This window comes from Acinetobacter sp. YH12131 (genome assembly GCF_013418635.1).
Classification (GTDB): domain Bacteria; phylum Pseudomonadota; class Gammaproteobacteria; order Pseudomonadales; family Moraxellaceae; genus Acinetobacter; species Acinetobacter towneri.
Genome location: NZ_VPBQ01000023.1, coordinates 1 through 26,657, shown reverse-complemented (window position 1 = coordinate 26,657; position 26,657 = coordinate 1). Strand labels below are relative to the sequence as shown.

Sequence of the window (26,657 nt, the reverse complement as noted above, 5' to 3'; positions counted from 1 at the left end):
CAAGAGGTGAATGCTCACCTTACCATTGGCGGCGACGTTTGGTATAGACATAGCTAGCAATTAAGAAGCCGAGCAATACGCCAACCGCGAGTGTTGCAGCACCGTATAAAAACATTTGCGCACTGCGTTCACTTTGCAGTACTTGAACTTGCACGCCTAAATTATCGTTTTTAAGTTGCAGTTCCTGATTCTGTGCCAAAGCATCGAGGTTGGCCTGTTCAACTTGTTGCAAACGTGTGCTCTGATCTTTAATCAAGGCTTTGGTTTTAGCTTCCTGAAGGGCTTTATTTTTGGCAATTTGTTCTGCAGTCAGGGGCTTATCTTGTGCAGGAGTAACCCCATTGGCTGTTGCTACAGCTGCCGTGTTGGTCACAGCAGCAGGAGCAGGTGCAGTAGGTGTGGTTGTGGCTGGCTCAACTGCATATACAGGTGAACTGAGCAGAACAGCAACAACACTGGCAACAACGAAACGCATAGCGCTTATCCTTGAGGGAATGCTTTATTGAATGGCTTAACGTCAATGTGGCTATATACGCCTTCTTTTAAGAAAGGTTCATCTTGTAGCCAAGCATCGAGTGCTTCACGACTGTCAAAATCGACAATCATGGTGCTGCCATAAAAGCCTGCTTGTGGATTGCTTGGGTCTTTTGGCATTGCCCCCGCCACAATTAAGCGACCTTCGGCATCGAGTTGTTGCAAACGTGCAAGATGTGCAGGACGGGTCGCAAGACGTTTTTCCAGTGTACCTTCACGGTCAGTACAACTCAGAACAAATAAAGGCATAGTTACTCTCGAATATCGCAGATCAGAAATTATTCAGATGTTTTAAAGTATTTGCGCAATACAATAAACTGCACAATGATAAAGGAAAACATCACAATCATGTCACCAAAAGCAGTGAATTCGCCCCAATATTTTCCGTCCATAAATAAAAATGCAAAAAATACGTGTAGGAAAGACATGACTGCAAACATGGCTGCCCAAGTATAATTCAGGTTTTTCCAGCCAGCTTCGGTCAAGTTGAACACAGGCCCAAATAAGCGTTGAATCAGTGGTTTACGGTCTTTGCTGAACCATGGTGATAGCAAAAAAGCACCTGCAAATACAATGTTTAAAATGGCAGCTTTCAGGCGAATATAAAAGTCATCGCTTAACATTAAAGTAACGCCACCAAAAATTACGGTCATAAACAGCACAATCCACTGTTGTTTATCTAAACGGAATTTTTGCATGATGAACAATGCGCCGTACACCACTAACATCGAGATGATCAGACCTGTGGTGGCCACCAAAATATGGTTGTTATCGACACCGCCTGCAGAGCCGATCAGTTGTAGTAATTGATGATTAGTATCTTTTGGATCTACAGTTTTGTATAAATAAAAGAAAATAATGAGGGGCACAAAGTCTAAAAGTGCTTTCATGTTAGAGTATCTAAATCTGATCAAATAAATGACATAGTATAAGTGATGCACGGCGTAGATTTACATACACACAGTAATATTTCTGATGGAACTTTGTCACCTGGAGAATTGGTGTCTGCGGCAATTCAGCAGGGCATTCATACCTTGGCATTGACTGATCATGACACAATGGATGGGCTGGCTTTGGCAGAGCAAGCGGCTCAGGGGCAAGATTTAAAGATTATTTCGGGAGTGGAAATTTCCAGTCAATGGTCACGTCCTGCCACTAAAAAAAGCTATAGCGTGCATGTGGTGGCGCTAAACATGCAAAATCCTGCACCTTTACAGGCGCTGCTGGAACAGCAAAAACAAATTCGTGCAGAACGTGCCAAACAAATTTGTGATTTACTCACTCCGCTGATTGGACAAGATATTTATAACGATGTGCTTCTTAAAGTTGATGGCGTAGCAGATCGGATTACTCGCACACACATTGCCAAAACTTTACAGGAAAAAGGCATTGTAACGCGTGTGCAGCAAGCATTTGATAAATACATCAAAGAAGGCAAAAAGGCTTATGTGAAATTTGATGGCTTGAGTTTGGAAGATACGATTCGGGTAATTCATGACAGTCAGGGTTTTGCCGTGTTGGCGCATCCAACCCGTTATGATTTATCTGCCACCAATATTCGTTATTTGATTGAAATTTTTGCCAAATATGGGGGGGATGCTGTGGAATTGCCGCCTAATATTGACCCTGCATCGACCCGTCAAATGGTGGATCGCATGATTGCTGAACATGGTCTAAAAGTATCTGTCGGCAGTGATTTTCATGGTGAAAATATGCCGTGGATTAAATTGGGCAATATTCCGCGGGTGAAAGATGGTCAAATTGGGATTTGGGAGAGTTTTGTTGAGTAACTCCCTCATCCCAACCTTCTCATATAAGCAGATGTGATATCCATTATTAAAATTTAGAAAGGATAAAAACTCCTTCTCCCTCTGGGAGAAGGTTGGGAAGAGGGTCTAAAGCAAATTATTGTCCTGTGCCTGAATTGGTGGTGGCGTTGGTTTACCCAACGTACCCAATAATTCAATTTCAATGGTTCTTACCATGGCATCTAAAGGTAAGTCATTGCTTTGCGTGCCAAAAGGTTCTTCAATTTCAGAACTGAGCGCATCCAGACCTAAAAAAGTATAAGCCAAAATACCGACCAAAAGCGGAGTCGCCAATCCGAGTGTAGACCCTAAACTAAAGGGCAACATAAAACAGAAAAAGTACACTGTTCGGTTAAGTAGGACTGAATACGCAAAAGGGAGCGGTGTGGTAGCAATACGGTCACAACCCGTGAGTACCAAACTCAGCTCTGTGACGTGTTGATTCATTTGTGTGTAAATAATATCGGAAATTTCGCCCTCTTTAAGTGCTTGCATTAACTCCCATTGAATCAAACTGAGCGTGTATTGCGGCGCATTGGCTTGTTGATACAGTTGGGTAATTGCTTGCTGACTCATGCCACTGGTTTGAATTAACTCGGTTGGATTGGCAGTTTGATGACGCAGGCGGTCGCGCAAGACATTGGCAAATACAATGACGTGCTGAATGACGCGTTCACGTCGTGCTTGACTAAGTATACGGCAGTCGCGGTCAAAGTGGCGCGCGTTGGCAATCAGCATGCCCCAAAGTTTACGTGCCTCCCACCAACGGTCATAACAGGCAGAGTTTTTAAAGCCCAAAAAAATCGACAGCACCACCCCAATTAAAGTAAAGCCAACCAAAGGCAATTCTGGAAAATGAAAATAACCAATATAAGACAAACCGCCAATAATGGTGGAGATCAACATCACCAAGCCCAAAGGCGGTAAGACCTTCGGTAAAATCGTGCCCCGCCAAGAAAACAGTAAGTTAAATACACTGGGTTGATCGACTATCATTTTATTAGAATCATCACAATTTTTTGATGATCTTCTGTGCTTGTGCAGGCTTTGTCAATATACAAATTTTAAGTGTGCTCAAATTTAAGCAGTTGTTGTTCGGCAAAGGAAAAATTACCTTCACTTGAGATGATACAGTGATCGATCAAACGCAGCTCTAGCAACTGACAGGCTTGCTGAATCTGCTGCGTCAGGACTAAATCTGCAGGTGAAGGTTGTGGTAAGCCGAAAGGATGATTGTGTGCAATCACAATCGCTGTGGCATGTTGACTAATCGCAAAACGTAGCAATTGATTAATGGAAATTTCACACGAATTTAATGCACCATAAAATAATTTTTTAAAGCTGATTTTGCGTAAACAGGCATCTAGACAAAGTACCGCAAACACTTCTTGGGTTTCGCCCAAAAGTTCAAAACGCAAATACTCCATCAAACGTTTGGAGTTGCTAAGCTCTAGCGCATCTTGTTTTAAATGTTCAGCCACATAACGCCGTCCGAGTTCTTTGACTGCCATGAGCTGTGAATATTTACTGTTACCCATGCCGTGAAATTGACACAACTCGGCAATGGGTGCATCGAGTAAAGTAGTGAGATTGCCAAAATGCTGAATTAGCAATCGTGCCAACTCCACCGCAGAATGTTGTTGCGAGCCTGAGCGCAGGAAAATAGCCAGTAGTTCGGCATCGGACAAACTTGCAGCACCATTTTGAATCAGACGCTCACGTGGCCGTTCTTGTTCAGGCCAATGTTTAATAGATAAATGCATTGTTATTTGACTTTTTTATTCTAAATTTGAAACTTAAATCCCAACAGATCTCTTGGGAATGACATTATTTAATGCTATTGTGAGCGCCACTGCAACAAAAAGGTGGCTTATTTGTGAGCTTCGATTTAAGCGTCCTCCCTCATAAAAACATTATTTTAGCTGTGACAGGCGGCATTGCGGCCTATAAAAGTGCGATTTTAGTGCGTCGTTTAAAGGATGCGGGGTTTAGTGTTCGCGTGGTCATGACCAAGGGGGCACAAGCTTTTATTACACCGCTGACCTTTCAAGCACTGTCAGGCAATCCAGTACATACCGAATTATTAGATACCGAAGCCGAAGCAGGCATGGGGCATATTGAATTGGCACGGTGGGCCGATTTAATTTTGGTTGCGCCCGCCAGTTGCGACACCTTAGCCAAATTTGCTGCAGGTCTGGCCGATGATTTGCTCAGTACTTTATATTTAGCCACCACTGCACCAGTTTGGGTTGCACCTGCCATGAATCAGCAAATGTGGGCAGCCAAAGCCACACAGCGTAACTTAACCACTTTGGTGGAAGATGGCGTGCATGTAATTATGCCCGATGCGGGCGAACAAGCCTGTGGAGATGTTGGTTTAGGGCGTATGCCAGAACCTGAAGATTTGGCGCATCAGGTGACGCAGTATTTTCATCAGGCACAGCGTGCTTTGGTGGAAAAATTTGGCATGTTGGCAGGCAAAAATGTCACCATTACAGCAGGCCCAACCCGCGAAGCTTTAGACCCTGTGCGTTATATTTCTAACCATAGTACAGGCAAAATGGGTTTTTCTTTGGCTGCAGCCTGTTATGCAGCAGGGGCAAAAGTCACGCTTATTGCAGGCCCAGTTAGTTTAGATACGCCAAATGGGGTACAGCGAATTAATGTGTCTTCTGCAATTCAAATGCTAGATACCAGTTTGCAGATGCTTGAACAAGGCTGTGATATTTTCATCGCTACAGCAGCAGTGGCAGATTACCGCGTGGCAGAAATTGCGGAACACAAAATTAAAAAATCAGGCGATGAGCTGAATGTGGCCTTGGTCAAAAACCCAGATATTGTTGCGACTATTGCTCAGCAGGAAAAACGTCCGTTCATGGTTGGCTTTGCTGCAGAAACTCGTAATGTTGAAGAATATGCAGCGGGCAAATTGGTGGCGAAAAAATTGGATATGATCGCTTGCAATGATGTTTCCCGTGCCGATATTGGTTTTGCTTCTGATGAAAATGCCATGACGGTATTTTTTGCCGAAAGCTACCGTATGGAAAAACGTGATTTAGAAAAAGCCTCTAAACAGGAAATTGCTCAGCAACTGGTCGAAGCGATTCATGATGCCTTATATCGTGATCCATCACAGGATGATGATTTTTAATCATATCTTCTATCCTAAAATGGATGGCAAAAAAACCGCTGAAATTTCAGCGGTTTTTTACATCCAATCGCTAATTAAGCTTGACCTTCAGCTGCAGCGGCTTGAGCACGTTGCATATTGGCTTCAAACTCGGCATCGAAGTTGATTGGCGTTAAGTATAATTGTGGAAAGCTACCTTTGGTGACCATATCATTTACAGATTCACGCAAGAATGGGAACAAAATGTTCGGACAGTATGCGCCAAGAATGTAGGGTAAACGCTCTTCTTCAACGCCATCAATTAAGAAAATACCGGCTTGGGTCACATCAACAATAAATGCAGTATCGCCCGCATTGTTGGCTTGAACCACAACTTTTAATGCGACTTCAAAGTGGGTCGGATCAATTTTTTCTGCTGAAGATGACAGGTTGATGTTCAATTCAGGCTGCCATTCTTTGGTAAATACTTGTGCTCCAGGAACTTCAAAAGAAATGTCTTTAGTATAAATACGCTCTATAGCCAATTGTGGTTGAGCTTGTTGTTCTTCACTCATGTTAAATCCTTAAGAGTTGGTTATCGTGTTATGTTTATGCCAATAGTTGATCAAGCTTGCCTTCGCGATCTAACGCATATAATTGGTCAAAGCCGCCAATAAACTGGTCATTGATGAAAATTTGAGGAACGGTACGATGATTGGTGCGTTGCATTAATTCAACCCGTACTTCAGGTGCTTCATTCGACAAATTAATTTCTTTATAGGCAACGCCTTTACGCTCAAGGAGTTGTTTTGCGCGAATGCAGTATGGACATACAGTCGTTGAATAAATAGTGACTTCAGCCATGATTGTTCTCCTTGCGAAAAATATTGGGTAAAACTATTTGCTTTTTACTAAAGGTAAACCTTGTGCTTTCCAGTTGCTAATACCACCATCTAAACGATAGGCATCGGTATGTGCGACTTGTTGTAAAGCACTGCCTGCAACCTGACCCAAGTTACAGATAAAGACCAATGGACGATCTGAGGTTTTTAACTCTTCAACATGCTTGGTAATTTGGCTATAGGGAATATTGCGGCTACCACTGATATGACCTTCACGAAAATCTTTGGCATCACGTAAATCAATCAACATGGCATTTTTAGCTTTAACTAAAATACCCAAAGATTGTGGGGAAATTTTGCGACCATTGCGTTGACCTTCTAACACAAAGAACAACACTACCAATACAGCCAGCGTCCCAAATAAGAAGGGATGATTCCCCATAAATTCGAACCAACGTTCCACAAGTCACCTAATTACAATGTCAAAATTGTTCAAGAGTATAGCGTATAAATATGGCGATCAAAAACACCGCTTCAAGGGCAGCGCCACAATAAAATTAATTTTTTTGTTGCGCTTCGGCAATTTCATCACACAGTCTTAAATAACTGTCTAAACGACGCGATAAAATTTCGCCTTCTGCAGCAGCCAGTCGCAGCGCACATTGCTTTTCATGTTTATGGGTACAGTTGCGGAATTGGCAATGACCCAACAGGTTTTCAATTTCAGGAAAACCATTTTGAATTTTATCTTGGCTCAAGTGCCACAAACCAAATTCACGAATCCCCGGTGAGTCAATTAAGGCAGCACCATCTCCAAAGCCAATTAAACGAGTAGAGGTTGTGGTGTGCTGTCCAAGTGCCGAGTTTTCCGAAATGATATTGGTCTTTTGCGCCGCTTCGGGCACGATGGCATTAATCAGCGAGCTTTTACCCACGCCCGATTGCCCGACAAAAGCTACCGTTTCACCTGCTAAACGTGCCGCTAAATGCTCTAAATTCGCATCGGACTGGGTTTGCATGACTTCATACCCCAAGTCTTGATATTCCTTAAGCAAGTCTAAAATCGGGTCGTTTTCTTTGAGCAAATCAGATTTGTTTAAGACCAATAAGGCGGGAATATCGGCATCGGCACAAGCAACCAAATAGCGGTCAATCAAGCCCGGTGCAGGTTCAGGCAAAGGCGCAAAAACAATCACAATCAAACTGATATTGGCGGCAACAGGTTTAACTTTGTGATAACGATCAGGTCGGGTCAATAAAGATTGGCGTGGATGAATCGCGGTAATAATCCCTAAACCTGTATTCGGATCGGCTTGCCATTTGACCCGATCTCCCGTCACCAATAATTCTAAATTGGTGCGAGTATGACAACGCCAAATGCTGCCTATTTCGATAGGTTTCCAAAACGGTTCAGGCTCACCTGCGTGCACCACAGGTTTTTCAGGATGAATTTCAGGAACAGATAAAGCCTGCACTTCTAATTGACGACCATAGTGTTGTACCACCAAGCCTTCTAAATCATGTGAAGTGTCAATGTCTGCCTGACGTGACTTGTGTTGTTTTTCAATTCGACGTTGCTGTTGTTCAGTCAATCGACGCTTACGAATTAAAGCCATTCATATCCTAAAAAACCATGAACTCAGGATGGCAAAAATAGCATGAAGCGGGGGCACAGTTACAGCCAAGAAGCAAGAAATTTGCTACTATGTTGTTTTTAAGCCGAATAAGATTGCACATTTATGAGCAGCACGCCTGATACTCGCCTCATTTGGATTGATTTGGAAATGACAGGTTTAGATACCGATAACGACCAAATTATTGAAGTGGCTACCATTGTGACTGATGATCATTTAAATATTTTGGCAGAAGGTCCTGTGCTGGCTGTGCATCAACCTGATCGTATTTTAAATGCCATGGATGAGTGGAATACACGTCAGCATGGACAATCGGGCTTAATTGAGCGTGTGCGTCGCAGCAAACTCACTGCGCAGGATGCAGAACAGCAAACTATTGAGTTTCTGAAAAAATGGGTTAATCCTAAAACATCGCCAATGTGTGGCAACTCAATTTGCCAAGACCGCCGTTTTTTACACCGTTTAATGCCTGAATTGGAACAGTACTTCCATTATCGTAATTTGGATGTTTCATCAGTGAAAGAGTTGGCAAAGCGCTGGCGTCCAGAAATTATGAGCGGTTTGAAAAAGAATGCGTCGCATTTGGCGATGGATGATATTCGTGATTCGATTGCCGAGCTGAAATATTATCGCCAATACTTTTTTATTATGAATCAGGACTAAAACCTTTTTCTGCGTAGGAGATGGAGCTGTAACAGCGATCTCTTACGCTTAAACTGTGTTGGTCACTCATAAATAAGAAATAATAAGATATGACGCAGCATTGCCTTATGCCTTACTTTATATAAAGATATTAGAGGCAAGTTTGTATAAAGCTAAGCAATGCTTAGGTGTTCATTGGTTAAAAGCCAAGCAAAACCAAAAGCTTTATTTTCCTGCCTGCCAAAAAGCTTCACCCGCCTGAATTGGATCATTGGTTTCAGCTAAGGTGTTCAGCCAAACATCGTATTGCGCAATAATCGGGTGTTGGCTAGGGTGAAAATCAGGCTTAAACCAGTCTTGAAATTGTGGCTTCATTTTGCATAATTTTCCATTTTTACCCAATAGCCATTGCAGTCCGCGTGCATTCATCTTTAAGCGTTGTATGAGGCTAAAACCATCGTATCTGAGCATGACGTTGGCACGGTAAAGGGTAAACCCAAACATCAAGCCTGTGGTGAGTACCAATGCCATTTTTCGGGTCACTTCAGGCACATTGCCCACCTGTTGCATCACATCAAACGCGACATCACGATGCTCCATTTCTTCAATCGCATGCCACGCAAATAAAGCACGGACATACGGATGTGCATCTTTCAGGGTGTCTTTTTCGCCATAAAATGTTTCTGCCATAAGTGCTGTTAAATGTTCAGCTGCCGCCGTCATGGCAATGTTGTATTGAGGCGAGCGATATTTCAGTTCGAACTTAAAAATTTTATTCAGACGCTGAATAAATTGATCTACTGGCATACCTTGATCTTTCATGACCTGATTCATTTTGTCATGTGCAATGCCGTGTTGTGCTTCCTGCCGAATAAAATCTGCAACGCGTTGTTTAAGGTCTGGGTCTTGAATTTGATCGCGAAACAAACGTACTGATTGAATAAAGTAACGCTCTCCGTCAGGAAAGGTCAGGCTAAGCGCATCAAACATACGTGTCAGAAAAGGGTCACCCGCAAACCAGTAACGTGGAATTTCGCTTAACTGAAAATCAAGATTGCTGCGGACAATAGGCGCAGCATGATATTGGACAAGTGCATTCATTTTATTTTACTAAGCAGAGTCGATCATGTTTGCAGTATGTCGGGCTTTAGCGGATTTGTTTTGACAGTACTTGCCAGTTTTTATACATTAAACGACAAAAGAAAATGATTCATGTCAACATGAGCACACACATTCACGAAATTCAAATTCCAAATGGCTATTATCAGTTATGGCTGCGCTACCTTTCTGAGCGTGGTCTAATGCCAGAACAGCTAGGGTTTTCTGCGGCACAATTGCAACAGTTACAGCATGTCCTGTCATTGCCCTTAGATACGCAGTCCTCTTATCTATTGTTTACAGAGGTGATTCAGCACAGCATCCAATTTTTGGATTGTCCCCAGCTAATATTTGAGTTGGCAGCTTATATTCAGCCTGAACATTTTGGTGTACTCGGTTATATGGCCTCGCGTAGTAACAGTGTCGCAGAAGCCATTCAGTACATGATGCGCTTTAGCCGTTTGGTGGTGGATGGTTCGGCTGCTGTGCCCATGCGTTTATATCAACAACAGGATGCTTTGTATTTGTCTTGGCCCTTGGTCGATGAAAAATATAGTTTGATCCATGAAATGACCTTTGCTTGTATGGTGCAACTGGCCACTCAAATTTTTGACTTTCAACATTCACCCATTCGGGAAATCCACTTTGCCCACGCCGCACGCATGCCTGTGCGACAGTATGAAAATTTTTATCGCTGTAAAATCTTGTTTAAACAAACGGAATATCAAATTGTTTTAAATTTGGATAGTTTAACGATTCAACCACAACAGGCAGACCCTTCTTTAATTCATTTGCTGACCAAGCAAGCTGAAGATGCGATTGCATTAAAACCCAATGTCGATAGCGTATTGCAGCAAGTTCAAGAAATGGTGGCGCAATATTTACGGCAGGAAGAAAACATTCCCAGTATTGAGTTTGTGGCGCAGGTGTTGTGTTGTTCGGTACGCACGTTGCAGCGACAGCTCAAACAAGAGGGCACAGGCTTTAAGCAGATTATTGAAAAAGAGCGCATGCAGCGCTGTGAGCAGTTGCTTATACAAAATTTGGGGCTGTCTGAAATTGCACAACAATTGGGGTATTCAGATCAATCTGCTTTGGCGCGGGCTTATAAGGCCTACACTGGGCAAACCTTGCTTAAAGCCAAACAGGCGTTACAGCAGGGTGAGTATGAAAAGAAATAGATAGGCATTTAAGTTCTAGCCTGATGAAGAACTGTCTTTTCAGCCCAATGTGTCATAGCAACACGGAACAATAGCATTGGAAAAATAGCGCTGAGCAATCACTTTGAATCAGCTTTTGCAAGGTTATGAAATGAATGATTTAGATGCTAAGTATTTTGTTTATATCATTTTTTAAAAGTTTAAATACAAAATTGGGCAAAAAGCACAAACCGATAAGCAGGCCAAATTAGGCATCTTTGATCATTGAGAAAAAAGCGCAAATATTAGTAAATGTAGCCTCGCGGTTGTTCTGAATAAATCGTTTTGCAAACAGAAATACAGCAACCCATGCCAGTGCGCTATTCATTGTGTAAAAAATAGCGTTACAATGGGTCGATTTGTATTTCTACAATAGCAAATGTCTCAGTTTTAATCATTCAAGGAAAATACAACCCTATGTCACGTTTAGCCACACGATTTGCACAGCTTGAATCTCAACAGCGTAAGGCCTTGGTTTCTTATGTTATGGCAGGTGACCCTCATCCAGAAGTCACAGTTCCGTTGTTACATCAAATGGTCGAGGCAGGGGTAGATGTCGTTGAATTAGGTTTGCCGTTTTCAGACCCAATGGCCGATGGTCCAGTGATTGCCCTTGCAGCAGAGCGTGCTTTGGCAGGTGGTACCAGTACGCTAAAGGCTTTAGACATGGTCAAAGAATTTCGTCAAAAAGATCAGGAAACCCCTGTTGTGTTGATGGGATACTTAAACCCTGTAGAAGTGATTGGTTATGAAAAGTTTGTTGAATATGCTAACGATTGTGGTGTAGATGGTGTGCTTTTGGTGGATTTACCACCAGAGGAAGCTCAAGATTTTGACAACATCTTAAAGAAATATGAGATGGATCAAATTTTCTTGTTGGCACCAACATCGACACCAGAGCGTATTCAGTTTGTGGCAAATCAAGCCAGTGGCTTTATTTACTATGTTTCCTTGAAGGGCGTGACAGGCGCAGCAACACTTGATGTTGCAGAAGCAGCAACACGCTTACAACAAATTAAATCTGTTACAAATGTGCCGGTTGGCGTAGGTTTTGGTATCAGCGATGCTGCCTCTGCCAAAGCAATGGGTGCAGCTGCCGATGCAGTCATTGTCGGAAGTGCTTTTGTAAAACAATTTGCGAGCCTTGCCCCAGAACAAGCCGTCATTGCAACGGTTAACAAAGTGAAGGAGCTTCGAGCTGCGCTCGATGAGTTAGTATGAATCAAGAAGTGAAAACAGGGAAAATTCTAAGCCCATCGACGCCGTGGACTGAACGTGGTGTGCCTGGTATTGAAACACCAGATGAACAACAAGCCTTAAAAGCTATTTTCACTGAACCAACGATTGAATGTCCTGAATGTCATGCGTTGGTCACCCGTACCGCAATGTCTTTTAATGCGTATGTATGTCCACAATGTGACGAACATTTACGTATGAAAGCGCGTGAGCGTTTAACTTGGTTCCTAGATCAAGTTCAACAAGAATTAGGTCAAGAATTTTCTGCCAAAGACCCGCTGAACTTTGTAGACAGCAAGGCTTATCCTGAGCGTATGTCTGAAGCGCAAAAGAAAACTGGGGAAACGGAAGCCTTGGTGGTAATGCAAGGTTTACTTAAAGAAATGCCGGTAATTGCTTGCGCATTTGAGTTCGACTTTATGGGCGGCTCTATGGGTACGGTTGTTGGTGACCGTTTTGTTCAAGCGGCTGAACGTGCTATTAAACAGAAACAACCTCTAATTTGCTTTGCTGCATCTGGCGGTGCACGTATGCAAGAAGGCATGCTGTCTTTAATGCAAATGGCACGTACCTCTGCAGCGATTCAGCGTATGAAAGAAGCAGGCTTGCCATACATCGTGGTGTTGACACATCCTGTATATGGCGGTGTAACAGCATCATTAGCAATGTTGGGCGATGTACACATTGCTGAACCTAAAGCGATGATTGGTTTCGCAGGTAAACGTGTGATTGAGCAAACAGTACGTGAAAAACTGGAAGAACCGTTCCAGCGTGCAGAATACTTGCTTGATCATGGCGTGGTCGATCAAATTGTCCATCGTCATGCATTACGTGATACAGTTTATCGCATTGTGTCGAAACTGATGAATTTGCCTTGAACATAGCACCTCTTGCAACCGATGATTTAAATACATGGCTCAATTATTGGAGCCATGTTCACGTTACGGGTATTGATTTAGGTTTGGAACGGGTGATTCCCGTTGCCGAAAAACTGGGTGTGACTCAGCCAAATGCCAAAGTCATTACGGTTGCAGGAACCAATGGTAAAGGTTCAACCACCACCACTTTGGCAGCAATTTTAAATACCCAAGGCTATAAGGTAGGGTTGTACCAATCGCCGCATATTTACCGCTTTAATGAGCGGGTCAAATTAGCAGGAAACGAAGTTGATGATCAAAGCTTGATTGATGCCTTTGTGCAGGTCGATCAAGCACGACGCGCCTGCGCTCTGAGTTTATCTTTCTTTGAAGCGACCACGTTGGCTGCCTTTGTGATTTTTAAAGCACGTGACTGTGATGTCTGGGTGCTTGAAGTCGGTTTGGGTGGACGTTTAGATGTAGTGAATGTGGTGAACCCAGATGTGGCCGTGATTACCAATATTGGGTTGGATCATGTTGACTGGTTGGGCGATAGCATCGAAAAAATTGCTTATGAAAAAGCAGGGATTATTCGTCCGAACATTCCAGTGATTTTTGCAGGTCAGCAAGATTTACCACAAGCCATTCAAGACAAAGCAACAGCGTGCAAGGCGCCGTTATTGGTCTTAAATCGTGATTATTTTTATCGTGCTTCTGACGATGGCGAATCTTGGATGTTTGCATCTTCAGGTTGTACCTTAAAACTTCCAACAGGCAGTTTGGCATTAGATAATATTTCTACCGCAGTGGCAGCTGTATTAAATAGTGGCTTAGCGGTTTCTCAAACGGCAATTGCAGAAGGGATTCAAGCCGCTAAATTGGCGGGACGTTTTGAAGTTCGTCAAATTCAGGGTAAAACCGTGATTTTTGATGCAGGGCATAACCCGCATGGCGTTGAATTTTTGTTAAAGCAATTGCGCAATTTCTTAAATTACAATAAACAGTACACAGAAGTGGTTGGTGTTTTTTCAATGTTGGCAGATAAAGATATAAATTCTGTCGTTGAGTTATTGAAAGATACGGTGTTAATGTGGAAAATTGCCGCATTAAATGTGCCACGTGCGGCAGAGATCACGGTTTTAGATCAAGCTTTGCAAGGCGAAACAGTACAACACTTCGACAGTGTGCAATTGGCTTTTAAATCAGCGCTGGATGAAACAAAAAATAATCAGCTGATCTTGGTATGTGGATCATTTCATACCTTAGAAGCGGTATGGGAGTATTTGGAAGAATGTCAATGAATAACAAACAACGCTGGATGGGTGGCGTTGTTTTATTAGGTGGTGGTGTTTTATTGGCAGCATTGCTTTTAAAAGGGCAAGAAGAAATACATCAAAATAATGTCAAAACCCCAAGCCAAGCTGAACAAGTTCAGAATAAAAATGCCAATCAAGCAGAAATGGTGCAATTGCAGCCTCTAACTGTAGATGTCGAAACCGAGCAGCGCCTGCTAGAAGAGCAGCGCCGTGCACGTGAAAAAGCGGTAGCAGAGCAAGAAGCGCGTGCAGCCGAATTTTTGGCAATGCAGCAACAGGCTGAAGCTGAAGCAGCACGTAAAGCAGCAGAAGAATACGCAGCTTTAAATGCCCTGCGTTCAGGTCAGCAGCAAAGCTCAGACAATATTCCACCTGAGCTGGTGGAAGATGAACAGGCTAAGCAAAAACGTTTGGCTGATGAAAAAGCCGCTCAGCAAAAGAAGTTAGAGCAGCAAAAGGCAGCAGATGCCAAGAAAGCTGCAGAGCAAAAAGCAGCACAAGAGCGTAGTGCCGCAGAGAAAAAAGCTGCAGATGAAAAACGACTAGCTGAAGAAAAACGAATTGCGGAAGAGAAGCGCAAGGCTGAAGAAAAACGCCAAGCCGATGCAAAACGTAAAGCGGAAGAAGAGCGCAAAGCGGCAGAAGCGAAAAAAGAAGCAGAACGTAAGGCTGCTGAAGAAAAACGTAAAGCAGATGAAAAGCGTAAAGCTGAAGAAGCGGCTAAGAAAAAAGCTGAAGCAGAAAAAGCGCGTAAGTTACTGGAAGAAGGCGACAAGCAGTGGATGGTACAAGTGGCTTTGGCTGCTAACCAAGCCAATGCCGATGCTTTGGCGGCAAAACTGAAAGCCAAAGGTTATAAAGTCACCCAAAGTCCAACGTCTAAAGGGGTTCGGATTATGGTTGGGCCATCTAAAGACCGTGATGCTGCCGATGCAACCCGTAAGAAAATTACCGCAGACCCAAGTTTGAATATGAAATCTGCATGGGTGATTGATTGGGTGCCGTTAGATAAACGTGACTAGATCATTCGATCAAGATGTTTATTAAAAAAGGATTTAATCTTTCAGGTTAAATCCTTTTTTATTTAGGCTTTTGGTATTTGATATTGCGCTAAGGCAATTGGATCATGTGCGCAAATAATCTCAACTTGTGGTGCAGTTTGAGCCAAATGCTGAATATTCGCTAAAGTCTTTAAACGCATTAAATTATTTTCTGCAAACAAATACTCAACTGTATGTAGTGCTGGGAAGCATTGTTTAGGGTCTAGCTGTGCTTGCGCATAATAAGCATCGCCACAGAAAAATAACCAGCCCTGTGCCTGCCGAATGGCAATGCCACAATGACCAGCGGAGTGTCCAGGCAAAGGAATCAGTAAAATTTCATCCTTAAAAATTGTTAAACCTTGCACACGATTAAAATTAAACCAAGCTTCACCTCGTGTTGGTTCTAAAAAATCCCAATGAGTATGTTGCTGAAATTGCTTAGGTTTATAACGCATGCGATTTTTTAAAGACTTTAAATTGCAGGCTGCCTTGTATTCACTCGCGAGGATATGCACAGTCGCGTTTGGAAAATCAGCAATCCCACCCGCATGATCAAAGTCCAAATGCGATACCAAAATATGTTGCACATCACTGGCCTGATAACCAAGTTGCTGGATTTGCTTGAGTGCGGTCTGGCTTAAGTCGTGTTGAATCCGAGCGGTATGGGTCAGTAATGTGCCTAAACGCTGTTTGGGATGTAAATAATCCTCAACGCCTAAGCCTGTATCGACCAAGACCAAGCCTTGATCTGTTTCTAATAATAGACAATGGCAGACCAATTTTGCCTGCCAACCTTGTTGTCCAAATAAAGGCGCACAGATTGGGCAAAACGTGCCGCAATGTAAATGATGAATGTTGTAGATCACAAAATGACGTTTTTTTATGAATGTTATTTTGCTTATACCTGATCTGTTGTGTGTCGCCAATCACAATCGGATTAACGGAATTGGAGCATAAAAAAGCCTATCCGAAGATAGGCTTGCTCATGTAACACTTAATTAAGTGCGGTTCGGTTGTTTGGTCAAACGTAAATAAGGCTTGATGGCTTTATATCCACTTGGGAAGCGTTCTTTAAGCTCTGCTTCGTCCTGAATGGCAGGCACAATGACCACATCTTCACCATCTTGCCAGTTAGCAGGGGTTGCAACTTTGTAATTGTCAGTCAGTTGTAATGAGTCAATCACACGTAAAATTTCATGGAAATTACGCCCTGTAGATGCAGGATAAGTGATGATCAAACGTACTTTTTTATTCGGATCAATAATGATCAGCGAGCGTACAGTCAGTGTTTCACTGGCATTTGGGTGAATAAAATCATACAAAGTAGACACTTTACGGTCTTGGTCGGCAAGAATTGGGAAATTAACTGTCGTATTTTGAGTTTCGTTAATATCTTGAATCCAGCCTTTGTGAGATTCTGCATCATCTACAGAAAGGGCAATCGCTTTAACATTACGTTTGCTGAACTCATCTTTCAGTTTTGCGGTATAGCCTAGCTCGGTGGTGCAGACAGGTGTGTAATCGGCAGGATGCGAAAATAGAATGCCCCAGCTGTCACCTAAAAATTCATAAAAATCAATTGGGCCTTCATTTGAATCTTGCGTGAAGTTGGGTGCAGTGTCACCTAAGCGAATAGTCATTGTGTACCTCTGTCTTGTTTTGTTGTGTGATGTGTGCGTACTACTATGCGCCATTCCTTTTGCAGAATTAAATAGTGTTTTTGTATTTTCTTATGAGTAAATAGAATAAGTGATGTGGTTTTTATTGCATTTTCAAAATAGATTCATGTGCTATTGCTATATATCGTCCGCTCGAAATTTGTTACATTAACTGCCACTTAGCAGCGAGAAATGGCAAGTAGAGATTGGAATTTTTAATAGGTTTTTGTGCAAAACCCTTGTACTTCAAATTTCTAGTACCATAATAACCACTAAGAAAAACCTATTTATTTGACAAGCAAGATTTAGAGAGTTTATTCATGTTGGCAAGTCTGATCGGAGGAATCTTCGGTACTAAAAATGAGCGCGAACTCAAACGCATGCGTAAAATCGTAGACAAGATTAATGCGCTCGAGCCGACGATATCTGCCTTAAGCGATGCAGACTTATCTGCAAAAACCGAAGAATTCAAACAACGTTATAACAAAGGCGAAAGTTTAGATAAATTATTACCAGAAGCATTTGCAGTATGTCGTGAAGCCGCCAAACGTGTCATGAGCATGCGTCACTATGACGTGCAGTTGATTGGTGGTATTACCTTGCATGAAGGTAAAATTGCAGAAATGCGTACAGGTGAAGGTAAAACCCTAATGGGAACTTTGGCCTGTTATTTAAATGCTTTAAGCGGTCAGGGCGTGCACGTCATTACTGTGAACGACTACTTGGCACAGCGTGATGCCGAACTCAACCGCCCTTTATTTGAGTTTTTAGGTTTAAGCATTGGCATTATCTATTCCATGCAAGACCCGACTGAAAAAGCACAGGCTTATCGCGCAGACATTACCTACGGTACCAATAACGAATTTGGTTTCGACTACTTGCGTGACAACATGGTGTTCTCGCTGAGTGAGAAAAAACAGCGTGGTCTGACTTATGCCATTATTGATGAAGTGGACTCGATCTTAATTGATGAAGCACGTACCCCATTAATCATTTCTGGTCAAAGTGATGACTCATCGCAGTTATATGCAGCAATCAACACCATTCCGCCAAAATTGCATGCACAAAAAGAAGAAAAAGTAGCCGATGGTGGACATTTCTGGATTGATGAAAAACAACGTACTGTAGAAATGACCGAAATTGGTTATGAAACGGTAGAAAATGAATTAATTCAAATGGGTTTATTGGCAGAAGGCGAAAGTCTGTATTCTGCATCTAACCTGAATTTGGTGCATCACGTATCTGCAGCTATTCGTGCGCACTTCTTGTATCAACGCAACGTGCATTACATCATCCATGATGGTGAAGTGATTATTGTCGATGAAAACACAGGTCGTACCATGCCTGGCCGTCGCTGGTCAGAAGGTTTGCACCAAGCGGTAGAAGCGAAAGAAGGTCTAGAAATTCAGCCTGAAAACCAGACTTTAGCGACCACAACCTTCCAGAACTATTTCCGTTTATACAAAAAGCTTTCGGGAATGACGGGTACTGCAGACACTGAAGCTGCAGAAATGAAAGAAATTTATGGTCTAGATGTCGTCATCATTCCAACGCACCGACCAATGATTCGTAATGACCAAAACGATTTAATTTATTTAAACCGTACTGGTAAATACAACGCGATTATTCAAGAAATTCAACGCGTGCATGAAGCGGGTGTCGCACCAATTCTGATTGGTACAGCGACCATTGAAGCTTCAGAAATTTTATCGGATAAACTGCGTGAAGCAGGTATTCAGCACGAAGTATTGAATGCGAAGCAACACGAACGCGAAGCTGACATCATTGCGCAAGCAGGCTCACCACGTGCGGTGACTATTGCCACGAACATGGCGGGTCGTGGTACAGATATTTTGCTAGGTGGTAACTGGAAAGCTTTGCTAGCCAAAATTGAAAACCCAACTCCTGAAGATGAAGCGCGTTTAAAGGCAGAGTGGGAACAAAACCATGACATGGTGTTAAGTTCAGGTGGCTTACACATTATTGGTTCAGAACGTCACGAATCGCGTCGTATTGACAACCAGTTGCGTGGTCGTGCAGGTCGTCAGGGTGACCCAGGCGTGTCACGTTTCTATCTGTCACTCGAAGATGACTTAATGCGTATTTTCGCAGGTGATCGTGTTGTAGCAATGATGCGTGCTATGGGCTTGCAGGAAGATGAAGCGATTGAACACAAAATGGTGTCACGCTCTATCGAAAATGCACAGCGTAAAGTTGAGGCACGTAACTTCGACATCCGTAAAAACTTGTTGAAATACGATGACGTAAACAACGAACAACGTAAGATCATTTATTCACAGCGTGATGATATTCTGGCAGAAAGCACGCTGCAAGACTATATTGAAGAAATGCACCGTGAAGTGGTCACAGGTATGATCGCCAATTATATTCCACCAGAATCGATTCATGATCAATGGGATATTGATGGTTTAGAGCGTGCCTTGCGTGATGATTTGGGCATCGAATTACCAATTAACCAATGGCTCGAAGATGATCGTCGCCTAGATGAAGAAGCTTTGGTTGAACGTATTGCCGATGAAATTGTGACACGTTACCGTGCACGTCGTCAGCAAATGGGTGATGAATCTGCTGCGATGCTAGAACGCCACTTTATGCTCAGTTCACTTGATCGTCACTGGAAAGATCATTTGGCGGCTATGGACTATTTGCGTCAAGGGATTCATTTACGTGGTTATGCACAAAAGAACCCTGAGCAAGAGTACAAAAAAGAAGCCTTTAACTTATTTGTGAATATGTTGGGTGTGATTAAAGCTGATGTCGTTACCGATCTTTCGCGTGTGCATGTCCCAACATCTGAAGAACTGGCAGCGATGGAAGCTCAACAGCAAGCGCAAGCAGAAGCGATGCAGCTTAATCTTTCACATGCTGATGTAGATGGTTTAACGGGCGAAACCTTTGAATCAGAACCACAGTACAGTGCTGCTGAGCAAACGGTTGTTCCACCTGCAAGCCGTAACTCGCCATGCCCATGTGGTTCAGGACTGAAATATAAACAGTGTCACGGTAAAATCTAAACCTGACTTGTTACAACTTAAGCAGAACTTTGGCTCTGCTTTTTTGTATTTTGGGGCGCAAAATCTTTGTGGTAATAGTTTTGCAAGATGTGTATAGCATTTGCAGATTTTGGAATTAAATGCTATTTAGTTGCACATGCAATATCCATGTGTGGAACAAAAAATGAAAAAAGTATTACAACCTTTAATGATTGTTGCCTTGAGCTTGCCTACTTTCGCATTTGCAAATGCGGCAACAACGACAACTCCTGCAAAAGTTCAAGCTGCTGTGGGTGCGACCACTGCACAGGTACAAGTGGATAATGGTCACGTGACTGTGGCAAGCCCACGCACAGGTATTCGTTATACCTTTGCCAATCCAGATCAGCGTCCAATCGTGTTGCAGACTGCAGCGATTGCACCTGCGAATGTTGCCAATGTAAATCGTATTGTGGCTGCAAATCCTGCTTTATCTGCAGCAAGTCAAGAACGTGCAAAACAGGCTTTATTGGGTGAAACCGTGGTTGCGACTACGCCATAATCCAAATAGGCTCAATCAGTATAATTTTAGTTGCTGATGCATTATATTGAAGATTAAAACCAGTCCATACGGGCTGGTTTTTTATATATGACCTTGTGTATTAACAAAAGTTGAATCAAGCAGGGTGGATGCTCGATTTTTTCTTCAATTTCCACTAAGCTGTGACATTCTCAAATTTGTACTGGAAATTTCAAAATGGCAGTTGGTGACGTCTCTATGCCACACATGCATGTGGTCAAAGGTGTAAAAATTGGTTCAGCAGAGGCTTATGTGCGTTATCAGAACCGACGTGACCTGGTTATTTTTGAATTTGCAGCAGGCTCAAATGTAGTGGGCGTATTTACTCAAAACGCATTTTGCGCTGCGCCTGTGCATGTGTCCAAAGCACATTTAGCTCAAGGCAATCCGCGTTATTTGGTCATTAATACAGGTAATGCCAATGCGGGTACAGGCAAATTGGGTATGCAAAATGCAGAAATCACCTGTGCCAAATTGGCTGAATTGGCAGGTGTATCTACCCAAGAAGTTTTGCCATTTTCTACAGGTGTGATTGGTGAGCAATTGCCGATTGAGCGCTTGGTTGCTGGTTTAGCGCCTGCGCTGGCATCGTTACGTGAGGATGCTTGGCATGATGCTGCAACAGGCATTATGACCACAGATACCATACCGAAAGGTGCATCTGAGCAATTTGAGCTCGATGGTATTACATACAGCATGACTGGTATTTCTAAAGGCGCAGGCATGATTCGTCCGAATATGGCGACTATGCTCAGCTATGTTGCGACCGATGCCCCGATTCAACGTGATGTATTGCAACAATTGCTCAAGCAAAGTGTAGAGCAATCTTTTAACCGTATTACCGTAGATGGCGATACCTCGACCAATGACTCATGCATTCTAGTAGCAACAGGTCAGGCAGGCGGTACGACAATTAGTAGCAATAATGATCAACGTTATGCTGTGCTATTGGATGTTTTAAATCGTGTAATGCTGCGTTTGGCACAATTGATTATCCGTGATGGTGAAGGTGCAACAAAATTCATTACGGTACGTGTAGAAGGTGGTGCCAATACTCAGGAATGCTGTGATATTGCCTATAGCATTGCGCATTCGCCATTGGTAAAAACCGCTATTTTTGCCTCAGATCCAAACTGGGGGCGTATCCTTGCTGCGATTGGTTACGCAGGCGTTCCTAATTTAGATGTTGAAAAAATTCAGGTTTGGTTAGATGATGTGCAAATCTGTAAAGATGGTGGCGCTGCCGCAGACTATACCGAAGAAGCAGGTGCAGGCGTCATGGTGCAAACTGAAATGACCATTCGTGTAGATTTAGGACGCGGACAGGCCTCAGATACAGTCTATACTTGTGACTTATCTTACGATTATGTCAAGATCAACGCGGATTACCGTTCGTAAAATTTAAATTGAGTGAGAAAGCCTCCGTTGTGAGGCTTTTTTAGCATTTAATCGGCAAAGGGCTGGTGAATGAGCAAATAGCCCCCATATCATCAGTGACTTGAGTACGCTTGTGTTAGGGCAAGCATGAAGATAGAGAAGACGTTGTTATGAATGATGCGACCAATTTAATTGCCAATGAAGCCAAATCAATTGTGCAGGCGCATTTAGATCGCTTGGGTGAAACCAAAGAACATCATTTGAGTGAGCAAGCCAAGCAGGAAAAATTTGCGCAAATTAAAGCAGAACTCGAAAAGCACAATGCTGTCTTGGTTGCCCATTATTACTGCGATCCTGAAGTACAGGAACTGGCTGAATTAACAGGTGGCTGTGTTTCAGATTCACTGGAAATGGCACGTTTTGGTCGTGATCATGCGGCAACCACGTTGGTCGTAGCTGGTGTAAAATTTATGGGCGAAACTGCCAAAATTTTATCGCCAGAAAAAACCATTCTTATGCCAACTTTAGAAGCAACTTGCTCACTGGACTTGGGTTGTCCTGTCGATGAGTTTAGCCGCTTCTGTGATGCGCATCCTGATCATACAGTCGTGGTTTATGCCAATACATCGGCTGCGGTAAAAGCACGTGCAGATTGGGTCGTTACCTCAAGCTGTGCGGTAGAAATTATTGAACACCTCGATAGCTTAGGTGAAAAAATCATTTGGGCGCCAGATCAGCATTTAGGACGCTATATTCAAAAGAAAACTGGCGCAGACATGCTGCTTTGGGATGGCTCGTGTATTGTGCATGAAGAATTCCGTTCACGCGGTATTGCCAATATGAAAGCCATGTATCCAGATGCAGCAGTCTTGGTGCATCCAGAATCACCAGAATCAGTTATTGATGTAGCTGATGCAGTGGGCAGTACATCGCAGCTTATTCAAGCAGCCAAAACTTTGCCACACGAGCGTTTAATTGTGGCAACTGACCGCGGTATTTTCTATAAGATGCAGCAAGCTGTACCTAATAAAATTCTAATTGAAGCGCCAACTGCAGGTGAGGGTGCAACCTGTCGTTCATGCGCACACTGCCCGTGGATGGCGATGAATGAATTGGATGGAATTTTGCATGTATTGCAAACGGGTGATCAAGAAGTATTCGTTGAACCTGCCATGGCAGAACGTGCTAAATTACCACTAGATCGTATGTTGAATTTCAGTGCGAGCTTAAAACGCTAAAATTGATTGAAAAATATCAAAAATGTTTGATAAATATACGGTTGAAGCTTTTTTTTAATTTTTTTTAAATATAGGTGTTGACGTCTTCGGGCGTCGCGCCTAGAATGCACACCGTACCGCACGATGTGCGATACACAAAAAGCTGAGATGAATCGGAGCATAGCACAGCCTGGTAGTGCACCTGGTTTGGGACCAGGGGGTCGTAGGTTCGAATCCTACTGCTCCGACCAATTCTTCAAGGCAACGTATCGCATGATATTATGTATCATCGGTCATGCGCCTGTAGCTCAGTTGGATAGAGCATCCGCCTTCTAAGCGGATGGTCACAGGTTCGAATCCTGTCAGGCGCGCCATTTTTTGGTAGCTTGGTATAAAAGAACCAAACATAATGGTGGATGTAGCTCAGTTGGTAGAGCCCTGGATTGTGATTCCAGTTGTCGCGGGTTCGAATCCCGTCATTCACCCCAATCTCTTTGAGAGATAAACGGAGCATAGCACAGCCTGGTAGTGCACCTGGTTTGGGACCAGGGGGTCGTAGGTTCGAATCCTACTGCTCCGACCATTTTCTAAATAGAACAGATACTAAGTAGAAATGGTTAAGTCAATAAAGATACCGCGTTAAGCGGTTTTTTTATGCCTGAAATTTATGAAAGCCTTGTTGGTTTAAAATTGATTTCGTATTAGTTATTGGTCAGCATAAAAAAGCCTCAAGAATGAGGCTCAATATAAGAAAAGTTTTAGTGTCTTTTTTATTAAGGCACAATCGTTACATTGACGCGTCGGTTGGTGGCACGATTTGCTGGTGTGTCATTGCTTACCATTGGTTGTGTTGCACCACGTCCAATCACCTGAATATTTTTTCTTTCAAAACCCTGATCTAAAAAGATCTGAGCCACATTTTGGGCGCGTTTTTCCGATAGGGTTTGATTGTAGCTGGCTAAACCTACGTTGTCTGTGTGACCAATAAACTTGAGTTTATCCAAGTCATATTTATGCAGCTGTTGTGCCAATTGGTTGAGGCGTTCTTTTTGGCTATTTTGAATGGCGTATTCATCAAAACCAAATAACAAGCGTTCAGGCAGGGCTAAGGTCCAGCCATCATCACTTAAAATAAAGCCTTCTTGTTTTAGCATGCGCGCCTGCTTATAGCTGACATTCCCCAAACTCATGCAAGCACTGAGTGAAACCATAACAAGAATAAGTGTGCCGATCAGAACTTTTTTAAGCATAAGGAACCTGTTTATTGTTTGATTGAGGTGAAATATACCATTTTGATTGATCACGTTTGGCTTTGAGCATTGCGCGATCGACATCGGCAATTAAATTTTCAGGAGTTTTTGCATATTCAATCAATGCTACGCCAATACTGACATTTAAGGAAACTTGTTGCTGTTCATACTTAAATGTAGAGGTATAGCAAGCATGAATCTTTTGACAATAATCCTCTAATTCTGCAGTGGAGTGTGAGCCAGTTAAGATTACTGCAAACTCATCGCCACCTAAACGCGCAACAAACGCATGTGAGGGCAAAATCTGAATTAGACAATGTGATGAATCACGTAAAATATTATCGCCCGTCAAATGCCCAAATTGGTTATTGATTTGGTTAAAGTTATTAATGTCTAAAAAAAATACTGCAGCCGTAGCAGAAGGCTGGGTAAATAGCTTAAACAGTGTTTCATAAAAATAATTACGATTTGGCAACTGCGTTAAATTGTCGTATTGCGACTGAAATTGCAGTTTATGATTTTCAACCAATAAATTCTTATGGGATTGTTCAATCTCATTGAGTAAGCCATTAAAGGCATAACTCAGTTCATGAAGTTCTTGAATATCTGAACTTGAAACGCGCAGCTTATAATTTTTTTGTGCACTGATCTCCTGTGCCGAGCTGACAATAGAACTTAAAGATTGCATGAGATATTGATAAATTGAATTAATTGACCAAAACACAGCAATTAAAAGCAAAATAAAACCGAAAATTAATCCTAAAACGATTTTATAAAAAAAACTGACCAAGTCACTAGAGTTTCCATACACCACCAACTCACCATAGTTTTGCTGATCATGGTCAATACTCAGCCGAACAGGATGATTAAAAAACAGATAGTCCAATAAAGCCTGAATTGAAAAATGCTCTAGACCTTGCTGTTCAATAAAGGCAATACGTGTCTGTTTAGGTGAGCGTACTTCAATTGAACGAATAGAATAACGCTGCGTATGTTCAGACAGAATTTCGTTCAGTGTTATTTGGTCATTGAATACAACAGCCGGTTGAATACGTTCATTTAATGCTGCAGATAAACTTTGCAAACTATTTTTTGCGAAGGTGTTCATGGTGTAGGTTGAAATGACCAGAAAAATCATTGAACAAATTGTAAAAGTCAGAGCAAAGATAGTGAGTTGTGCGCGTGTGAATAATTGATGCAAGGTAATTGGAGTGTATAACTGCTTCATGAGTTTGACTCCGATGTTTTTGCAAGCAGTAATACACGCGGATCAATATGCACTTGAGATTGAGTCAAGCTTTCCATGTTGACTTTAAAAGCATAGTTATCATTTTTTTTATAAAGACAAAAAGCGCTGCCAGTTTCACATTCCAGATTGTTTAAACTAATAGATAGGGCTGGAAATCGAACTTGAGTATTTAAGGTATGTTGTTCTTGTGCAGCAGAAAGCGTAGAAAAAATTAATATTTGACAATTACTTTTAGATATTTCATGGCTTTGAATGGGTTGAATGTCATATTTATTATGTAATGGGGCATGTTTTTTGAATTGTTGTGCAATATTATCTTGATTTACGACACAAAGTTTGGGCGTGCTAGCTTGCCATTTTGCATACGCTAAAATGGAGAATGTAGTGTTATAAAGATTTGATGCAGGTGCAGCATACAAAATAGGTGTTTGCATTGCTACAAATGACAGCAAGGTTATTATTTTTAAATTTTGAGTCATTTCAATACAACACGAATGAACATAAAAGTAGTGTAGCTAATATTGGAAAATAAGCATACTGCTAATTTTGAGCAAGAATAATACAGATCTAAATGATTTTGCCGAATAAATAACCGTTCGGACTAAAAAACTTATAAAACTTAAAAAGAGGGGTTGCAAGGCGAAATATTTGCCCTATAATGCACATCCATCGGCGGTGATGAAGATTAAAAATTCTGATAAAACAATGACTTGATTAAACTTGATTAAGTTGGGTTTTAGGAAGAAAGTTTAAAATAATTTAAATTACCAGTTGACACTTTAGAAATAAAGCGTAATATAGCCGACCTAGCTTGATGCTGACGAAGCATCGAGAAGATCATTAAGAGATTATGAAGAACAACTTGTGTGGATTTTTACTGATTGATTGATCGAAAATATTTCATTGATTGATTGGTTTAAATTACTCGAAGTTTATTTGAGCGAAATTTAAGTCAGAAAATTGATGAGCCAGATTTGGAAGTTTAGATTAAAACTTCAAAATGATTTTAACTGAA

The 26,657-nt window shown here is 42.2% G+C and carries 27 protein-coding genes and 4 tRNA genes; 16 read left to right on the top strand and 15 right to left on the bottom strand.

Going from position 1 to position 26,657, the window contains the following annotated elements; translation table 11 throughout:
* Positions 1-19: 19 nt before the first annotated feature.
* From FTU66_RS12595 to FTU66_RS12585, 3 genes are read right to left on the bottom strand one after another with little or no spacing between them, the layout of a single operon-like run.
* Positions 20-475 (bottom strand): hypothetical protein, encoded by a 456-nt coding sequence (locus tag FTU66_RS12595; protein WP_180112899.1) that lies wholly within the window; start codon positions 473-475, stop codon positions 20-22.
* 5 nt (positions 476-480) lie between these two features.
* Complete coding sequence (locus FTU66_RS12590) at positions 481-783, bottom strand: YciI family protein (protein ID WP_004976238.1); 303 nt, start codon at positions 781-783, stop codon at positions 481-483.
* Positions 784-812: 29 nt separating this feature from the next.
* Positions 813-1,424, bottom strand: a complete 612-nt coding sequence (locus tag FTU66_RS12585) for a septation protein IspZ (RefSeq protein WP_004976239.1) — start codon at positions 1,422-1,424, stop codon at positions 813-815.
* Between the two features lie 45 nt (positions 1,425-1,469).
* On the opposite strand from FTU66_RS12585, the gene FTU66_RS12580 reads away from it, so the two are divergent.
* Complete coding sequence (locus FTU66_RS12580) at positions 1,470-2,324, top strand: PHP domain-containing protein (protein WP_180112898.1); 855 nt, start codon at positions 1,470-1,472, stop codon at positions 2,322-2,324.
* A gap of 105 nt (positions 2,325-2,429) precedes the next feature.
* Here the strand turns inward: FTU66_RS12580 and FTU66_RS12575 are convergent, their stop codons facing one another.
* Together FTU66_RS12575 and radC are read right to left on the bottom strand one after the other, a co-directional pair.
* A complete protein-coding gene (locus FTU66_RS12575) occupies positions 2,430-3,338 on the bottom strand; it encodes a bestrophin family protein (protein ID WP_154321041.1) in 909 nt (302 codons plus the stop codon).
* Between the two features lie 68 nt (positions 3,339-3,406).
* Positions 3,407-4,105, bottom strand: a complete 699-nt coding sequence (gene radC, locus FTU66_RS12570) for a DNA repair protein RadC (RefSeq protein WP_154321040.1) — start codon at positions 4,103-4,105, stop codon at positions 3,407-3,409.
* A 113-nt stretch (positions 4,106-4,218) separates the two neighbouring features.
* Between radC and coaBC the strand changes: the two genes are divergently transcribed.
* Complete coding sequence (gene coaBC / locus FTU66_RS12565; protein WP_180112897.1) at positions 4,219-5,493, top strand: bifunctional phosphopantothenoylcysteine decarboxylase/phosphopantothenate--cysteine ligase CoaBC; 1,275 nt, start codon at positions 4,219-4,221, stop codon at positions 5,491-5,493.
* A 74-nt stretch (positions 5,494-5,567) separates the two neighbouring features.
* Here coaBC and secB read toward each other — a convergent pair whose 3' ends face one another.
* The 4 genes from secB to rsgA all read right to left on the bottom strand — a co-directional run bounded on the left by secB (position 5,568) and on the right by rsgA (position 7,909).
* Positions 5,568-6,026, bottom strand: coding sequence for a protein-export chaperone SecB (gene secB / locus FTU66_RS12560; protein ID WP_180112896.1), 459 nt, complete (start codon positions 6,024-6,026; stop codon positions 5,568-5,570).
* Positions 6,027-6,060: 34 nt separating this feature from the next.
* Positions 6,061-6,315 (bottom strand): glutaredoxin 3, encoded by a 255-nt coding sequence (grxC, locus tag FTU66_RS12555; protein ID WP_004976247.1) that lies wholly within the window; start codon positions 6,313-6,315, stop codon positions 6,061-6,063.
* Positions 6,316-6,348: 33 nt separating this feature from the next.
* Positions 6,349-6,756, bottom strand: coding sequence for a rhodanese-like domain-containing protein (locus FTU66_RS12550; RefSeq protein ID WP_004976250.1), 408 nt, complete (start codon positions 6,754-6,756; stop codon positions 6,349-6,351).
* A 94-nt stretch (positions 6,757-6,850) separates the two neighbouring features.
* Entirely contained in the window at positions 6,851-7,909 is a 1,059-nt protein-coding gene (gene rsgA / locus FTU66_RS12545) for a small ribosomal subunit biogenesis GTPase RsgA (RefSeq protein ID WP_096902409.1), read from the bottom strand.
* 123 nt (positions 7,910-8,032) lie between these two features.
* Between rsgA and orn the strand changes: the two genes are divergently transcribed.
* On the top strand, positions 8,033-8,590 hold the full coding sequence (gene orn / locus FTU66_RS12540; RefSeq protein ID WP_004976254.1) for an oligoribonuclease: 558 nt from the start codon (positions 8,033-8,035) through the stop codon (positions 8,588-8,590).
* 204 nt (positions 8,591-8,794) lie between these two features.
* Here the strand turns inward: orn and FTU66_RS12535 are convergent, their stop codons facing one another.
* Positions 8,795-9,670, bottom strand: a complete 876-nt coding sequence (locus FTU66_RS12535) for a metal-dependent hydrolase (RefSeq protein WP_180112895.1) — start codon at positions 9,668-9,670, stop codon at positions 8,795-8,797.
* 131 nt (positions 9,671-9,801) lie between these two features.
* Between FTU66_RS12535 and FTU66_RS12530 the strand changes: the two genes are divergently transcribed.
* The 5 genes from FTU66_RS12530 to FTU66_RS12510 all read left to right on the top strand — a co-directional run bounded on the left by FTU66_RS12530 (position 9,802) and on the right by FTU66_RS12510 (position 15,297).
* Positions 9,802-10,848: an AraC family transcriptional regulator gene (locus FTU66_RS12530; protein WP_180112903.1), complete on the top strand. Its 1,047-nt coding sequence runs from the start codon at positions 9,802-9,804 to the stop codon at positions 10,846-10,848.
* A 435-nt stretch (positions 10,849-11,283) separates the two neighbouring features.
* The gene (gene trpA, locus FTU66_RS12525; protein ID WP_168418578.1) at positions 11,284-12,087 is read left to right on the top strand and encodes a tryptophan synthase subunit alpha; all 804 of its coding nucleotides are present in this window, start codon (positions 11,284-11,286) and stop codon (positions 12,085-12,087) included.
* On the top strand, positions 12,084-12,980 hold the full coding sequence (gene accD, locus FTU66_RS12520) for an acetyl-CoA carboxylase, carboxyltransferase subunit beta (RefSeq protein WP_168418579.1): 897 nt from the start codon (positions 12,084-12,086) through the stop codon (positions 12,978-12,980). The genes trpA and accD overlap by 4 nt, the downstream gene beginning before the upstream one ends.
* On the top strand, positions 12,977-14,260 hold the full coding sequence (gene folC / locus FTU66_RS12515) for a bifunctional tetrahydrofolate synthase/dihydrofolate synthase (RefSeq protein WP_180112894.1): 1,284 nt from the start codon (positions 12,977-12,979) through the stop codon (positions 14,258-14,260). The genes accD and folC overlap by 4 nt, the downstream gene beginning before the upstream one ends.
* Positions 14,257-15,297, top strand: a complete 1,041-nt coding sequence (locus FTU66_RS12510; protein ID WP_180112893.1) for an SPOR domain-containing protein — start codon at positions 14,257-14,259, stop codon at positions 15,295-15,297. Before folC ends, FTU66_RS12510 begins: the two co-directional genes overlap by 4 nt.
* A gap of 62 nt (positions 15,298-15,359) precedes the next feature.
* On the opposite strand, the gene FTU66_RS12505 is transcribed toward FTU66_RS12510, so the two are convergent.
* Both FTU66_RS12505 and FTU66_RS12500 read right to left on the bottom strand, forming a co-directional pair.
* Positions 15,360-16,184 (bottom strand): MBL fold metallo-hydrolase, encoded by an 825-nt coding sequence (locus FTU66_RS12505; protein WP_180080429.1) that lies wholly within the window; start codon positions 16,182-16,184, stop codon positions 15,360-15,362.
* A gap of 132 nt (positions 16,185-16,316) precedes the next feature.
* Entirely contained in the window at positions 16,317-16,958 is a 642-nt protein-coding gene (locus FTU66_RS12500; RefSeq protein WP_180052227.1) for a peroxiredoxin, read from the bottom strand.
* A gap of 338 nt (positions 16,959-17,296) precedes the next feature.
* Between FTU66_RS12500 and secA the strand changes: the two genes are divergently transcribed.
* The 8 genes from secA to FTU66_RS12460 all read left to right on the top strand — a co-directional run bounded on the left by secA (position 17,297) and on the right by FTU66_RS12460 (position 23,726).
* On the top strand, positions 17,297-20,011 hold the full coding sequence (secA, locus tag FTU66_RS12495; RefSeq protein WP_180112892.1) for a preprotein translocase subunit SecA: 2,715 nt from the start codon (positions 17,297-17,299) through the stop codon (positions 20,009-20,011).
* Between the two features lie 163 nt (positions 20,012-20,174).
* Positions 20,175-20,531: a hypothetical protein gene (locus FTU66_RS12490; RefSeq protein WP_180112891.1), complete on the top strand. Its 357-nt coding sequence runs from the start codon at positions 20,175-20,177 to the stop codon at positions 20,529-20,531.
* Between the two features lie 195 nt (positions 20,532-20,726).
* Positions 20,727-21,947, top strand: a complete 1,221-nt coding sequence (argJ, locus tag FTU66_RS12485; RefSeq protein ID WP_179989119.1) for a bifunctional glutamate N-acetyltransferase/amino-acid acetyltransferase ArgJ — start codon at positions 20,727-20,729, stop codon at positions 21,945-21,947.
* A 149-nt stretch (positions 21,948-22,096) separates the two neighbouring features.
* Entirely contained in the window at positions 22,097-23,164 is a 1,068-nt protein-coding gene (nadA, locus tag FTU66_RS12480; protein WP_179990540.1) for a quinolinate synthase NadA, read from the top strand.
* Between the two features lie 153 nt (positions 23,165-23,317).
* Positions 23,318-23,394: transfer RNA gene (locus FTU66_RS12475), tRNA-Pro, on the top strand.
* A gap of 46 nt (positions 23,395-23,440) precedes the next feature.
* A tRNA-Arg gene (locus tag FTU66_RS12470) sits at positions 23,441-23,517 on the top strand.
* A gap of 38 nt (positions 23,518-23,555) precedes the next feature.
* Positions 23,556-23,631, top strand: a tRNA-His gene (locus FTU66_RS12465).
* Positions 23,632-23,649: 18 nt separating this feature from the next.
* Positions 23,650-23,726, top strand: a tRNA-Pro gene (locus FTU66_RS12460).
* 190 nt (positions 23,727-23,916) lie between these two features.
* Here the strand turns inward: FTU66_RS12460 and FTU66_RS12455 are convergent.
* From FTU66_RS12455 to FTU66_RS12445, 3 genes are read right to left on the bottom strand one after another with little or no spacing between them, the layout of a single operon-like run.
* A complete protein-coding gene (locus tag FTU66_RS12455; protein WP_004976277.1) occupies positions 23,917-24,393 on the bottom strand; it encodes an OmpA family protein in 477 nt (158 codons plus the stop codon).
* Positions 24,386-25,621 carry a diguanylate cyclase domain-containing protein gene (locus FTU66_RS12450; RefSeq protein WP_104853067.1) on the bottom strand — a complete coding sequence of 412 codons (1,236 nt, stop codon included), beginning with the start codon at positions 25,619-25,621 and terminating at the stop codon, positions 24,386-24,388. The genes FTU66_RS12455 and FTU66_RS12450 overlap by 8 nt, the downstream gene beginning before the upstream one ends.
* Entirely contained in the window at positions 25,618-26,121 is a 504-nt protein-coding gene (locus FTU66_RS12445) for a YfiR family protein (RefSeq protein ID WP_096902398.1), read from the bottom strand. The genes FTU66_RS12450 and FTU66_RS12445 overlap by 4 nt, the downstream gene beginning before the upstream one ends.
* Positions 26,122-26,657 lie beyond the last annotated feature (536 nt).

What these genes read in the sequence shown, in the direction of transcription:
- FTU66_RS12500 (WP_180052227.1), bottom strand. Translation starts at nt 16,958, where the DNA reads ATGACTATTCGCTTAGGTGACACTGCACCCAACTTCACGCAAGATTCA.
- radC (WP_154321040.1), bottom strand. Translation starts at nt 4,105, where the DNA reads ATGCATTTATCTATTAAACATTGGCCTGAACAAGAACGGCCACGTGAG.
- nadA (WP_179990540.1), top strand. Translation starts at nt 22,097, where the DNA reads ATGAATGATGCGACCAATTTAATTGCCAATGAAGCCAAATCAATTGTG.
- FTU66_RS12590 (WP_004976238.1), bottom strand. Translation starts at nt 783, where the DNA reads ATGCCTTTATTTGTTCTGAGTTGTACTGACCGTGAAGGTACACTGGAA.
- rsgA (WP_096902409.1), bottom strand. Translation starts at nt 7,909, where the DNA reads ATGGCTTTAATTCGTAAGCGTCGATTGACTGAACAACAGCAACGTCGA.
- FTU66_RS12445 (WP_096902398.1), bottom strand. Translation starts at nt 26,121, where the DNA reads ATGACTCAAAATTTAAAAATAATAACCTTGCTGTCATTTGTAGCAATG.
- FTU66_RS12595 (WP_180112899.1), bottom strand. Translation starts at nt 475, where the DNA reads ATGCGTTTCGTTGTTGCCAGTGTTGTTGCTGTTCTGCTCAGTTCACCT.
- FTU66_RS12535 (WP_180112895.1), bottom strand. Translation starts at nt 9,670, where the DNA reads ATGAATGCACTTGTCCAATATCATGCTGCGCCTATTGTCCGCAGCAAT.
- trpA (WP_168418578.1), top strand. Translation starts at nt 11,284, where the DNA reads ATGTCACGTTTAGCCACACGATTTGCACAGCTTGAATCTCAACAGCGT.
- FTU66_RS12575 (WP_154321041.1), bottom strand. Translation starts at nt 3,338, where the DNA reads ATGATAGTCGATCAACCCAGTGTATTTAACTTACTGTTTTCTTGGCGG.
- FTU66_RS12580 (WP_180112898.1), top strand. Translation starts at nt 1,470, where the DNA reads ATGCACGGCGTAGATTTACATACACACAGTAATATTTCTGATGGAACT.
- grxC (WP_004976247.1), bottom strand. Translation starts at nt 6,315, where the DNA reads ATGGCTGAAGTCACTATTTATTCAACGACTGTATGTCCATACTGCATT.
- FTU66_RS12450 (WP_104853067.1), bottom strand. Translation starts at nt 25,621, where the DNA reads ATGAAGCAGTTATACACTCCAATTACCTTGCATCAATTATTCACACGC.
- orn (WP_004976254.1), top strand. Translation starts at nt 8,033, where the DNA reads ATGAGCAGCACGCCTGATACTCGCCTCATTTGGATTGATTTGGAAATG.
- secA (WP_180112892.1), top strand. Translation starts at nt 17,297, where the DNA reads ATGTTGGCAAGTCTGATCGGAGGAATCTTCGGTACTAAAAATGAGCGC.
- FTU66_RS12455 (WP_004976277.1), bottom strand. Translation starts at nt 24,393, where the DNA reads ATGCTTAAAAAAGTTCTGATCGGCACACTTATTCTTGTTATGGTTTCA.
- FTU66_RS12510 (WP_180112893.1), top strand. Translation starts at nt 14,257, where the DNA reads ATGAATAACAAACAACGCTGGATGGGTGGCGTTGTTTTATTAGGTGGT.
- FTU66_RS12585 (WP_004976239.1), bottom strand. Translation starts at nt 1,424, where the DNA reads ATGAAAGCACTTTTAGACTTTGTGCCCCTCATTATTTTCTTTTATTTA.
- FTU66_RS12490 (WP_180112891.1), top strand. Translation starts at nt 20,175, where the DNA reads ATGAAAAAAGTATTACAACCTTTAATGATTGTTGCCTTGAGCTTGCCT.
- argJ (WP_179989119.1), top strand. Translation starts at nt 20,727, where the DNA reads ATGGCAGTTGGTGACGTCTCTATGCCACACATGCATGTGGTCAAAGGT.
- accD (WP_168418579.1), top strand. Translation starts at nt 12,084, where the DNA reads ATGAATCAAGAAGTGAAAACAGGGAAAATTCTAAGCCCATCGACGCCG.
- secB (WP_180112896.1), bottom strand. Translation starts at nt 6,026, where the DNA reads ATGAGTGAAGAACAACAAGCTCAACCACAATTGGCTATAGAGCGTATT.